Annotated in this window: 7 protein-coding genes, 3 tRNA genes and 1 pseudogene; 10 read left to right on the top strand and 1 reads right to left on the bottom strand. The window is 68.9% G+C overall.

Features of this window, described 5'->3' with window-relative positions; genetic code table 11:
- The first annotated feature begins 42 nt into the window (after positions 1 to 42).
- A tRNA-Glu gene (locus ACTWQR_RS31865) sits at positions 43 to 118 on the top strand.
- A gap of 299 nt (positions 119 to 417) precedes the next feature.
- On the opposite strand, the gene ACTWQR_RS31860 is transcribed toward ACTWQR_RS31865, so the two are convergent.
- Positions 418 to 1,740, bottom strand: a complete 1,323-nt coding sequence (locus ACTWQR_RS31860; RefSeq protein WP_443230668.1) for a family 43 glycosylhydrolase — start codon at positions 1,738 to 1,740, stop codon at positions 418 to 420.
- A gap of 294 nt (positions 1,741 to 2,034) precedes the next feature.
- Here ACTWQR_RS31860 and ACTWQR_RS31855 point away from each other — a divergent pair, with 294 nt between their 5' ends.
- From ACTWQR_RS31855 to hrpA, 9 genes and pseudogenes are all read left to right on the top strand, one after another.
- Entirely contained in the window at positions 2,035 to 3,279 is a 1,245-nt protein-coding gene (locus ACTWQR_RS31855) for an ROK family protein (protein WP_443230739.1), read from the top strand.
- A gap of 19 nt (positions 3,280 to 3,298) precedes the next feature.
- Positions 3,299 to 4,111 (top strand): ABC transporter permease, encoded by an 813-nt coding sequence (locus ACTWQR_RS31850; RefSeq protein ID WP_443230667.1) that lies wholly within the window; start codon positions 3,299 to 3,301, stop codon positions 4,109 to 4,111.
- The gene (locus tag ACTWQR_RS31845) at positions 4,108 to 4,887 is read left to right on the top strand and encodes an ABC transporter ATP-binding protein (protein ID WP_443230666.1); all 780 of its coding nucleotides are present in this window, start codon (positions 4,108 to 4,110) and stop codon (positions 4,885 to 4,887) included. Before ACTWQR_RS31850 ends, ACTWQR_RS31845 begins: the two co-directional genes overlap by 4 nt.
- Positions 4,888 to 4,964: 77 nt before the next feature.
- Positions 4,965 to 5,948 carry an aliphatic sulfonate ABC transporter substrate-binding protein gene (locus ACTWQR_RS31840; RefSeq protein ID WP_443230665.1) on the top strand — a complete coding sequence of 328 codons (984 nt, stop codon included), beginning with the start codon at positions 4,965 to 4,967 and terminating at the stop codon, positions 5,946 to 5,948.
- Positions 5,949 to 6,055: 107 nt separating this feature from the next.
- Entirely contained in the window at positions 6,056 to 7,591 is a 1,536-nt protein-coding gene (locus tag ACTWQR_RS31835; RefSeq protein ID WP_443230738.1) for a sulfatase-like hydrolase/transferase, read from the top strand.
- Between the two features lie 39 nt (positions 7,592 to 7,630).
- Positions 7,631 to 8,078: pseudogene (locus ACTWQR_RS31830) on the top strand (SUMF1/EgtB/PvdO family nonheme iron enzyme); the annotation flags it as partial.
- 388 nt (positions 8,079 to 8,466) lie between these two features.
- Positions 8,467 to 8,541, top strand: a tRNA-Asp gene (locus ACTWQR_RS31825).
- Positions 8,542 to 8,567: 26 nt separating this feature from the next.
- Positions 8,568 to 8,641, top strand: a tRNA-Phe gene (locus ACTWQR_RS31820).
- 127 nt (positions 8,642 to 8,768) lie between these two features.
- Positions 8,769 to 12,731, top strand: a complete 3,963-nt coding sequence (gene hrpA / locus ACTWQR_RS31815) for an ATP-dependent RNA helicase HrpA (RefSeq protein WP_443230664.1) — start codon at positions 8,769 to 8,771, stop codon at positions 12,729 to 12,731.
- Positions 12,732 to 12,770 lie beyond the last annotated feature (39 nt).

The raw sequence follows: 12,770 nt of genomic DNA, 5'->3' as shown, positions 1-12,770 counted from the left end.
CCTCTTGGGGACGCACCGATGAAGCAGCAGTATTGGCCGTCCGCCCTCATCGTCTAGCGGCCTAGGACGCCGCCCTTTCAAGGCGGTAGCACGGGTTCGAATCCCGTTGGGGGCACCAGCTACTCTGCGTTATTGCAGGTCAGGGCACACGTATTCGCCTTGCGATTTACTGAACGCGTTTTTGTGTCGCGTTCTGTGTTTCCTGTAGCACCGCGGCTCACGAAGTCGCAGGTGAGCGCTTTGAACAGCTGCCAGGCGAGTGCCTTCACCGCCATTCGCACCTGCTGCTTCTCCACAAACTCCACTTCCTCTGCCTCTGCCTCTGCCGGGGAAGCTTCGATCCGTGGTGCCGGGCTGCGGTGCCTCTTGATGGGTCATGCGCCCGCCGCACGGTCAGCCGTCGGCCGGTTGGTTCTGTTACCTGCGCCGGACGTAGAGGCGGTTGCCCTCCGGTCCTGTCCACTCCAGGCGGACCACGCCGGGGACGGCGGCGTTCGCGATGCGGGACGGGTGGGACCAGTATCCGGCGGTCGGGTTGCGGAAGAACGTGGCCCAGAGGCCACCCGCGTGGTCGGCGAAGAAGTTGTTGTGGCCCGCACCGACGCCCGCGGTCCACCGCCGGGAGTACGGGCCCTCGAAGCGGTCGGCGACGGCGACGACCGCGTCGTACTGGTATTGCGTGCGGCCGGTGCCCGGCGGGTCGTAGGCGTAGCGCGTGCTCTCGTCCGGGGCGACGGACGAGCGGTTCCAGGCGGCGTGGAGGAGGTAGTACCTGCCGCCGTGCTTGAAGACGTACGCGCCTTCGAGGTACGGCTCCGGAGAGTAGGGCGACTGCCGGAACTCCGGGAGGTCCGTGGTGGGGACGATGTCCTCCATGTCGTCACGGAACTTGGCGTACAGGTCGTTGTGCAGCACGAGCCAGGCGTCGTCGCCCTCGGCGTAGATGCTGCCGTCGATGTGGTGGTACGCGCCGGGCGCGATAAACGGCGGCCCGCCGGTGAGCGATTCGCCGAACGGCTTGGCGAGGTTGCCCTCGGCGAGCCGGTACGGGCCCGCGACCCCGCCCTCGCTCACCAGCAGGAAAGAGCCGACCTTGCGGGAGTGGTCGCCCATGCACGCGACGATGTACCAGCGGCCGCGGACGTAGTGCACCTCCGGCGCCCACACCTCGCCGCGCTTGCCGAACTCGTCGTCGTGCCAGTACTGCTGCCAGGGGGCGACGACCGTGCGCCCGGGCCGGTTCTCGCCCACGAACTCGGGCGACCACACCTTGCCCTTGGCGGCGCCCGGGCGGATTCCGGTGGTGTCGGCCAGCCGCCACGGTCCGCGCAGCGACCGTGACACCCACACGAAGATGCCGTCGTTCCACGGGCCGGCGACGTCGAGGCCCGGCGCCCGGGTGGTGCCCGTGGCGACGTAGAGCGGACGGCCCCCGACGACGAAGCAGTTGACGTAGGTGTCCCGCATCCAGACCACGCCGCGCTCCTTGTCCCGGGGGCGCAGTTCGAGCGGGAGGACGAGGGAGTTGTCGTCGCGCGGCCAGAGGTCCGGGCGGGGGTCGGCGAGGCCGTACGGTTCGGGGTCGGGCCAGTTCGCCGGGTATGCCGCGGCTTGTCCCCGTCGCGTCGCCGGGTCCGCCCGTACGGAGGTCGTGGGCAGCGCCGCCGCCACTCCCAGGGTGCCGGCACCTGCCAGCAGGGCTCTCCGGCCGATGGGCGGCCCGTTCGTGTTGTTGATCATCAGCCATGTCCTCCCTCGTCGGGCCGCCCGGGTGACGGCATGACGCCCAGGATGCGAACGGCCGCCGGATTTCGTCAACAGCCCGGAAAATTAATCCGGATCGGGTGTTCCGGGGGCGCGGCTTCAGCCGGGGCGACTCCAACCGTCATGCGTTATCGAAGCGTTACGATCCGGGTGGCGGCCTAGGCTTTCCAAGTAACCCCAGTTCACAGGCGTGGAGGTCGACTGCCCCTGGAGGATGGGGGCGGCGAAGTGATTTCGTCCGACTCATTGACGAAAATATTCGGCGCTCACATGCTGTCCGGCATGCACCCACACGACGGTCCGCTGACACGGCTCCGGCGCAGCCATGAGCAATCCGTTCTCGAACTGCTCCGCAAGTACGGTCCGCTGAGCCGTGCCGAGATGGGCACCCGCAGCGGGCTCTCCCGCACCACGCTCTACGACATAGTCGCCGGCCTGGTGACCAGCGGTGCGGTGGTCGTCGGCACGCCGTACGTCGAGGCGCGCAAGCGGGGGCGCCCGGTGGAGAAGCTCAGCCTCAACCCGGCCGCCGGTGAGGCGGTGGGCATCGACTTCGCGCGCCGTGCCGTGCATGTCGCCGCGGTCAACCTCGCCCACGAAGTGGTCGGTTCGGCCGGCGAGGGGCATGCGGCGGACCTGTCCTGGCCCGAGCGGGTGGACATCGCCGTACGGCTGCTCGACTCGCTGACCACCGGTGCGCCGGGACCGGAATCGGGATCCGACGGCTCAGGGCGGGCACAGGCCGTCCATCTCGGCGCGCTCCGTGCGATCGGCGTCGGCGTGGTCGGACCGACCACCGACCCCGGCAGCGAGAGCGCCCACGCGCAGGGCATCGACGGTCTGCCGGACCTGCTGCGCAAGCGGTTCGGGGTGCCGGTGCTGCTCGACAACAACACCCGCCTCGCCGCGCTCGCCGAAGCGGTGTGGGGCGCGGCGGCGGACAGCAGCGACGTGCTCTACCTGAGGCTGTCGCACGGTGTGGGCGGCGGCCTCGTCGTGGGCGGCGCGCTGCACCGGGGCAGGCACGGACTGTCCGGCGAGTTCGGGCACATCACCGTGGACCCGGCCGGCGAGCGGTGCGAGTGCGGCAAGACCGGCTGCCTGGAGACCCTCGCCTCACTCGACGCGGTACTGCGCCGCTACCGGGCGGCGGGCGGCGGGGCGGACAGCCCCGCGCAGTTCCTGGACGCCGCAACGGCAGCCGACCCGCCCGCCCTCGAGGTCCTTGCCCGCGTCGGCAGCGAGGTCGGCGGCGTACTGGCCGCGATCTGCCACGCCGTCGGCCCGGGCGTCATCGTCGTCGGCGGCGAACTGGCCCAGGCCGGCGACGCCCTGCTCGAACCGGTCGAACAGGCCCTGCGGCAGCACCTGATGCCGCTTGCCCGCCACCACGTGGACGTACGGCGCGCCACGCTCGGCGAGGCCGGCAGCGCACTGGGCGGCATCGCCCTCGTACTCCATGAAACCCCCCTGCTCACCCACTACCCGCAGCCCGTCTCCGAGGAGAACGCATGAGTCCACCAGTGAGGAACCCATGGCTGTGATCACCCCTCTCGACAAGGCCGCCGCCCCCGCGCAGCGGCAGCAGCAACCGCGTCGTACCGTCCGACCACTGGTCCTGGGCGGCCTGGCGCTCGCGGCGGGTGTCGGCGCCTGGGCCGTCGTGGCCGCCCTTGGACTGGTCGAGAACCTGCCCACACCGGCGGCGGTGGCGAGCAAGGCGGGCACCATGATCGCCGACGGCACGCTGGCGTCCGATACGGTCGCCAGCCTGCGCCGGGTCTTCATCGGCTACGCCCTCGGCGTGGTCGTGGCGGTCCCGGTCGGCTTCCTCATGGGCTGGTACCCGACTGTGCGCGCCGTGGTCGAGCCATACATCCAGTTCTTCCGCACCATCCCGCCGCTCGCGCTGATCCCGCTGGCCGTGGTGCTGCTCGGTATCGGCGAGGTGCCGAAGATCGCCGTGATCTGTCTGGCCTCGTTCATGGCCTGCGTCGTGGCCTCCTTCCAGGGCGTCGTCGACGTGGACAAGACGCTGATCAACGCCGCCCGGGTGCTGGGCGCTTCGGACCGCGTCATCTTCGCCAAGGTGGTCGTGCCGGCGTCCACCCCGTTCATCCTCGTCGGCATGCGGATCGGTCTCGGCGCGTCCTGGGCCACCGTGGTCGCCGCCGAACTCATCGGTGCGCAGGAGGGGTTGGGCTACCGGATGCAGAAGGCGGCCACCTGGTTCGACATGGACGCGATCTTCGTATCGCTGATCACCATCGGAGTGCTCGGGCTCGTCATGGACCGGCTGTTGCTGCTGGCCGAGCGACGCCTCACCGGCTGGCAGGAGCGACGATGAACAGCAGGATCAGTTTCCGTGGCGTGGTGAAGACCTTCCCGCTGAAGGGCGCCACCTTCACGGCACTCGGCGGGGTGGACCTGGACATCGCGGACCAGGAGTTCGTCACAGTCGTGGGCCCGTCCGGCTGCGGCAAGTCCACGCTGATGAGCATGGCCGCGGGACTGCAGGCGCCCGACTCGGGCAGCGTCCTGGTCGACGGGAAGCCGGTGTCGGGTCCCGGCCCCGACCGGGGTGTGATCTTCCAGCAGTACGCCCTGTTCCCCTGGCTGACCGTGCGCCAGAACGTGGAGTTCGGGCTCAAACTCGCCTCCGTACCCGCCGACGAGCGCAGGCGGCGCGCGGACGAGGCCATCGCCCTCGTCGGACTCGGTGAGTTCGCCGATGCCCTGCCCAAGACGCTGTCCGGCGGCATGAAGCAGCGCTGCGCCATCGCCCGCGCGTACGCGGTGGACCCTCAAGTGCTGCTGATGGACGAGCCGTTCGGTGCTCTCGACGCGCTCACCCGGGTGCAGTTGCAGGACCAGCTGCTGGGGACCTGGAGCCAGGAGAAGCGGACCGTGCTGTTCATCACCCATGACGTGGACGAGGCCGTCTACCTGGCCAACCGTGTCGTCGTCATGGCGGCCGGCCCCGGGCGCGTCCACCGCGTCATCGACGTGGACCTGCCCTATCCGCGCACGGAGGAGATCCGGCTGTCCGCGGAGTTCCGCCGCGTCCGCAACGAAGTCTGGACGTCCGTCTACCACCAGGACGAAGCCGCCTCGGCTGCGTAACCGCCCGACGGCTTTCCGCTACCCGCCCTCGTACTGCCTCGTACTGCCTCGCACTGCACCGAGAGGATTCCTCCACCATGCCCCGAAGCACAGTCAGGCACGCCCTCACGGCGCTACCAGCCGTATTCGTCATGTCGCTTTCCGTGAGCGCGTGTTCCGGGAGCGTTTCCGGTGACGACTCCACAGTCAGGTTCGGCTACATAGGCGACTACAACGGGGCCAGTCTGCTGGCGATCGCCGAGAAGCAGGAGCTGTGGAAGAAGGCCGGGCTGACCGCGGACGTGAAGTCGTTCAACAACGGCCCGGTGCAGATCCAGGCGCTCAGTGCCGGCGACCTCGACTACGGCTACATCGGCCCCGGCGCCATGTGGCTGCCCGCCTCCGGCCAGTCCAAGATCATCGCCATCAATACGCTCACGTACGCCGACCGGGTCATAGGCCAGCCCGGGATGGAGTCCATGAAGGACCTCAAGGGCAAGCGGATAGGCGTGCCCGAGGGCACTTCCGGCGACATGATCCTCAACATCGCGCTGGAGGAGGCCGGGATGACCGACAAGGACATCTCCAAGGTCAACATGGATCCGTCCACGATCGTCTCCGCCTTCTCCTCCGGGAAGATCGACGGCGCCGGCTTCTTCTATCCGGCCATCGACACCATCAAGAAGAAGGTGCCGGACCTGGTGGAGGTCGCCAGCACCAAGGACACCGGGGATTCCTTCCCCACCGCGTTCGTCGCCGGCAACAAGGTGCCGGAAGAGAAGAACAGCAAGGTGGTCGAGGTGCTGCAGCAGGCCAACGACTGGCGCCAGGCACACCCCGAGGAGACCATCGCGCTCACCGCGAAGCTGCTGGAGGTCTCCGAGGCCCAGACGAAGGCCGACGCCTCCCACGTCCAGACCCTCTCCACCGCGGACCTGGCGGCCAAGTCGAAGAGCGGTGAGGTGGACAAGTGGCTGAAGACACTCGGTGACTTCTTCGTACGCAACGAGCAGCTGGACGAGAACCCCGATCCGGGCGAGTACTACGCGGGCGAGCTCTACGAGAAGGCGCGGGGCGAGTAGGGGGCGAACGCGTCCTCCGGGGCCGCGTCCTTACGGCTCGCCAGGCAATGCGATCCGTCCGTACGACCCGTCCGTACGACTCGAAAGGCACCGCCGTGCGCCACAACATGCTCTTCCTCATGACCGACCAGCATCGCGTCGACACCATCGGCGCCTACGGCAACCCGCACGTGCGCACCCCCAACCTGGACCGCCTCGCCACGCAGGGCACCCGCTTCGACAGCTGCTACACGCCGACCGCCATCTGCACCCCGGCCCGGGCCAGCCTGCTGACCGGCGCGGCACCCTTCCGGCACAAGCTGCTCGCCAACTACGAGCGCAACGTGGGCTACTTGGAGGACCTGGCCGACGGCCAGTTCACCTTCGCCGAGCGACTGCGCGGCGAGGGTTACAACCTGGGCCTGCTCGGCAAGTGGCACGGCGGCGTCCGGCGCACCGCCGCCGACTACGGCTTCCAGGGCCCGGACCTCGCCGGCTGGCACAACCCCGTCGATCACCCCGACTACCTGGCCTACCTCAAGGAGAACGGCCTGCCCGAGTACGCCATCAGCGACCGGATGCGCGGCACGACCCCCAACGGCAGCCCCGGCAACCTCCTGGCGGCCCGGCTGCACCAGCCCGTCGAGGCCACCTTCGAGTACTACCTGGCCACGCGCACGATCGAGATGCTCCACCGCTTCGCCGGGCACGAGCAGGCCGGGGAGGGCGCCCCGTTCTTCCTCGCCACCCACTTCTTCGGCCCGCACCTGCCGTACATCCTCCCCGACGAGTACTTCGACCTGTACGACCCGGACCTGGTGGAGCTGCCCGCCTCCATCGGCGAGACCTTCGCGGACAAGCCACCGGTGCAGCGCAACTACAGCAAGCTGTGGGCGTTCGACACCATGCCGATCGAGGACAGCCGCAAACTCATCGCCGTCTACTGGGGGTACGTCACGCTCATCGACGAGCAGATCGGCCGCATCCTCGACGCCGTACGGGAGTTGGGCCTCGACGAGCGCACCGCGGTGTGCTTCACCGCCGACCACGGCGAGTTCACCGGCGCCCACCGGCTGCACGACAAGGGCCCCGCCATGTACGAGGACATCTACCGCATCCCCGGGCTGCTGCGGGTGCCGGGCGCCGTACCCGGCCAGGTGCGCGAGGAGTTCGTCTCCCTCACCGACTACACGGCGACCATCCTGGAACTCGCCGGCAGCGACCCCGCCCCGGCCGTCGACAGCCGCAGCCTGCTGCCCCTTGCCCGCGGCGAACGGCCGGCCTGGGACGAGCACCACCTGGCCGAGTACCACGGCCACCACTTCCCGTACCCGCAGCGCATGCTGCGCACCCGGCGCTACAAGCTGGTCGTCAACCCCGAGTCGCGCAACGAGCTGTACGACCTGCGGACCGACCCGCACGAGCTCCTCAACCGCTACGAACACCCCGAACTCCGACACGTACGCACACAGTTGATGCACCGCCTGTACCGCCTGCTACGGGACCGAGGCGACAATTTCTTCCACTGGATGACACCCATGTACGACGTGCCGACCGACCACGACACCACCCTGTCGTCGTTCGAGACGGAGAAGCCCGGCGGCGCGGGCTCCTCGACGCCCGCCGGTACAGATGCCCCGACGCCGGCCGGCGGTACGCGATGAGCAGCCCACCGAGCGCGGGCCGCGCCGACTTCTCCCGCTGTGCCCCTCCCGCGCCGACGCCGATGCCGTCGACGCGGGTCGGCTCGCCCTCGCGCTCACGCCGCCCGCACCCGGCCGCCCGGCTACGACACCCACGTCGCCCTGCCCGCCGGAACCTTCCGTATGGGCACCGAGGACGCGCACCCCGGTGACCGGGAGGGCCCCATCCGTGAGGTGGCCGTGGACGCGTTCGCCATCGACGCCCACGTCGTCAACTTGAGACGCGTCTCCCCGCCCCGATGCCACCCCGTGGTGGTGCGGCGTGCGGGGAGCCACCTGGCGCACCCCGGAGGGGCCCAGCAGCGACATCGAGGGCCGCTGGGACCATCCCGTCACCCACGCCGGCTGGTCAGACGCCAAGGCGTTCGCCGAGTGGGCCGGCGGACGGCTGCCCACCGAGACCGAATGGGAGTACGCCGCCCGCGACGGCCTCGACCAGGCCACGTACGGTTCCTTGCGAGGTTCTCGTACGGCGCGTCGCGCTGGTCCCGCGCCGGCGCTGGTGAACGCGATCAGCGGCTTGCCGCCGACGGCGCCGATCTCGCGGGAGACGACGAGCCCACTCCATAGTGAGGTGACGGAACCGCCGCTCTGCGGGGCACCCGGGACGGTGGCGGCGTAGTGCCCCCACCCTGCTCGTTTTCGGGCCGTAGCCCTTCCTCTGATACGCTGCTCCAGCGACGTCACCCCAGCTGACAAGCACCTCCACGATCATCGAGAACCATCTTCTCGGTGTCGTCGGCGCTCCAGCGGGACGGTGGCGGAGAGCAAAGAATCCCGTTGGGGACACGCAAAACCGTGTGCGACACTGTCTTACGCGTCACACACAAAAGCTTGGTCCTGTGGAGCAGTTTGGAGTGCTCGCCACCCTGTCAAGGTGGAGGCCGCGGGTTCAAATCCCGTCAGGACCGCTGCGATCCGCGAAAGCGGATCGCGTGGCTGGGTAGCTCAGTTGGTACGAGCGATCGCCTGAAAAGCGATAGGTCGCCGGTTCGATCCCGGCCCCAGCCACAACCCGAAGGCCCCGCCCAGATGGACGGGGCCTTCGCCGTGCCCGGCCCGCGTGGGCGGCCATCCGCAGGTCCCTGCGCAAAAGCGTTCGCACCTTGTTTCCCCGAGGTGAGATCCTGGACCGCGTATGTCTACGCATCCCGCCCCCGCCCCCGCCTTCGGCGATCTCGCCCCCCGTCTGGCCGAGCTGTCCCTGCGCGACGCGCACCGGCTCGGGCGCAGGCTCGAGGGCGCGCGCCGGATCCGTAAGCCCGAGGCCCGGGCCGCCGTGCTCGCCGAGATCGAGGCGGAGGTGGCCAAGGGCGAGGTCCGCATGGCCGAGCGGCGCGGCCGCGTGCCCGCCGTCTCGTACCCCGAGCAGCTGCCCGTCAGCCAGAAGAAGGACGACATCGCGGACGCCATCCGTGCTCACCAGGTCGTCATCGTCGCAGGTGAGACCGGGTCCGGTAAGACGACTCAGATCCCCAAGATCTGTCTCGAACTCGGTCGTGGCGTCCGCGGCATGATCGGGCACACCCAGCCCCGCCGCATCGCCGCCCGTACCGTCGCCGAGCGCGTCGCCGAGGAGCTGGACACGCCGCTGGGCGAGGCCGTCGGCTGGAAGGTGCGCTTCACCGACCAGGTGAACCCGGACGGCACGTTCGTGAAGCTCATGACGGACGGCATCCTGCTCGCCGAGATCCAGACGGACCGCGAGCTGCGCGCCTACGACACGATCATCATCGACGAGGCCCACGAGCGGTCCCTGAACATCGACTTCCTGCTGGGATATCTCGCTCAGCTCCTACCCAAGCGGCCGGATCTGAAAGTCGTCATCACGTCCGCGACCATCGATCCGCAGCGGTTCTCCCGGCACTTCGGGGACGCGCCCATCGTCGAGGTCAGCGGTCGTACGTACCCCGTGGAGGTACGCTACCGCCCCCTTCTCGAAGAGGAGGGCGACGATTCCGACCGCGACCAGATCACCGCGATCACGGACGCCGTCGAGGAGCTCCAGGCCGAGGGCAAGGGCGACATCCTCGTCTTCCTCTCGGGCGAGCGGGAGATCCGGGACACGGCCGACGCACTCACCAAGAAGAACTACCGGTTCACAGAGGTCCTGCCCCTCTACGCCCGTCTCTCGCACGCGGAGCAGCACCGCGTCTTCCAGCAGCACACGGGCCGCAGGATCGTTCTGGCCACGAACGTCGCCGAGACGTCGCTGACCGTCCCGGGCATCAAGTACGTCATCGACCCGGGCACCGCCCGCATCTCCAGATACAGCCACCGTACGAAGGTCCAGCGCCTCCCGATCGAGGCGGTCTCCCAGGCGAGCGCCAACCAGCGCAAGGGCCGTTGCGGACGGACCAGCGACGGCATCTGCATCCGGCTCTACAGCGAAGAGGACTTCCTCGCCCGGCCCGAGTTCACCGACGCCGAGATCCTCCGTACGAACCTGGCCTCCGTCATTCTCCAGATGACCGCGGCCGGCCTGGGCGACATCGAGAAGTTCCCGTTCATCGATCCACCGGACCACCGCAACATCCGTGACGGCGTCCAACTCCTCCAGGAACTGGGCGCGTTGGACCCCTCCCAGAAGGACACACGCAAGCGCCTCACCGACACGGGCCGAAAGCTCGCCCAGCTGCCCGTCGATCCACGCCTGGCCCGGATGGTCCTGGAGGCCGACAAGAACGGCTGTGTCCGCGAGGTCATGGTGATCGCGGCCGCGCTCTCCATCCAGGACCCGCGCGAGCGCCCGGCCGACAAGCAGACGCAGGCAGACCAGCAGCACGCCCGCTTCAAGGACGAGACGTCCGACTTCCTCGCCTTCCTCAACCTCTGGCGGTACGTGCGCGAGCAGCAGAAGGAGCGGGGCTCGTCGTCCTTCCGCCGCATGTGCAAGCAGGAGTATCTGAACTTCCTGCGGATCCGCGAGTGGCAGGACATCTACTCCCAGCTCCGTACCGTCGCCAAGCAGATGGGCCTCCATCTGGAGGAGCCTTCGGCGGGTGCTTCCGCCCCCGAGCAGCAGGTCCACCTCTCGCTCCTCGCCGGGTTGCTGTCGCACATCGGCATGAAGGACGTGAAGGAGGGGGCGAAGAACGAGTATCTGGGCGCACGGAGCGCCAAGTTCGCGATCTTCCCCGGCTCGGCGCTCTTCAAGAAGCCCCCGCGTTTCGTGATGTCCGCCGAACTCGTCGAGACCTCCCGCCTCTGGGCCCGCGTCAACGCGAAGATCGAACCCGAGTGGGTCGAGCCCCTCGCGGAGCACCTGCTGAAGCGCACGTACAGCGAACCGCACTGGGAGAAGGACCAGGCCGCGGTGATGGCGTACGAGAAGGTCACGCTGTACGGCGTGCCGATCATCGCCCAGCGGAAGGTCAACTACGGGCGTGTCGACCCGGAGACGTCCCGCGAGCTGTTCATCCGCAACGCGCTCGTCGAGGGCGACTGGCGTACGCACCACAAGTTCTTCGCCGACAACCGCAGACTCCTCACCGAGGTGGAGGAGCTGGAGCACCGCGCCCGGCGCCGCGACATCCTCGTCGACGACGAGACCCTCTTCGACTTCTACGACCAGCGGGTACCCGAACACGTCGTGTCGGGCGCGCACTTCGACTCCTGGTGGAAGCACAAACGCCACGAGGAGCCCGAACTCCTCGACTTCGAGCGCTCGATGCTCATCAACGAGCGGGCAGGGGACGTAAGCAAGGACGACTACCCCGACTCGTGGCGCCAGGGCCGCCTCAAGTTCCGCGTCACCTACCAGTTCGAGCCGGGCGCCGACGCGGACGGCGTGACGGTCCACATCCCGCTCCAGGTCCTGAACCAGGTCACGGACGAGGGCTTCGACTGGCAGATCCCGGGCCTGCGGGAAGAGGTCGTCACGGAGCTGATCCGCTCCCTCCCGAAGCCGATCCGCCGGAACTACGTGCCGGCGCCCAACTTCGCGCAGAAGTTCCTGGCGCGGGCGGAACCCCTCCAGGAGCCGCTGACGACGACGATGGCGCGCGAGCTGAAGCGCATGGTCGGTGTCCCGTTGACGGCCGACGACTTCGACTGGTCCAGGGTCCCCGACCACTTGAGGATCACTTTCCGGATCGTCGACGAGCGGCGGCGCAATCTGGCCGAGGACAAGGACCTGGAGGCGCTGCAGCTGCGGCTGAAACCGAAGGCCCGCCAGGCCATCTCGCAGGCGGCCGCCGCCACGGCCGAACGCGAGGGCGGCGAGTCCCTGGAGCGCAAGGGCCTCACGGACTGGACGATCGGCTCGCTCACCCGCGTCTTCGAGACGCGTCGTGCGGGCCAGCCGGTCAAGGCGTACCCGGCGCTGGTCGACGACGGCGACACCGTCTCCGTACGCCTCTTCGACACCGAGGCCGAGCAGCAGCAGGCGATGTGGAAGGGCACGCGGCGGCTGATCCTGCGCAACATCCCGGTGAATCCGGCGAAGTTCGCGTCGGACAAGCTCACGAACGCCCAGAAGCTGGCGCTGTCCGCGAACCCGCACGGCTCCATCCAGGCGCTGTTCGCCGACTGCGCGATGGCTGCCGCCGACAAGCTGATCGGGGACTTCGGCGGCCCGGCCTGGGACGAGGAGTCGTACCGCAAGCTGTACGACAAGGTGCGCGCTGAGATCGTGGACACGACGGTCCGCACGGTAGGCCAGGTGGAGCAGGTCCTGGCCGCCTGGCAGGCCTGTGAGCGCCGCCTGAAGTCCGTACGGAGCCCTGTGCTGCTCGCGAACCTCACGGACGTACGGAGCCAGCTGGACGCCCTCGTGAAGCCCGGCTTCGTCACGGAGGCCGGCCTGCGGCGCCTGCCGGACCTGATGCGGTACCTGGTCGCGGCGGACCGCCGGCTGCAACAGATGCCGACCGGCGTCCAGAGGGACACGAGCCGCATGGAGAAGGTCCACGAGATGCAGGACGAGTACGCCTGGCTGCTGGAGCAGATGCCGCAGGGCCGCCCCGTCCCCTCGTCCGTCCTGGACATCCGCTGGATGATCGAGGAACTCCGCGTCAGCTACTTCGCCCATGCGCTGGGCACGGCGTACCCCGTCTCCGACAAACGCATCGTGAAGGCGATCGACGCGGCCGTCCCGTAACGGAGCCTGCACACTGGGTGAGTTCGCCCTCGGCCGCCC

It is taken from the genome of Streptomyces sp. 2A115, assembly GCF_052245575.1.
Lineage (GTDB): Bacteria > Actinomycetota > Actinomycetes > Streptomycetales > Streptomycetaceae > Streptomyces.
This window is presented reverse-complemented; position numbering and strand designations above follow the sequence as displayed.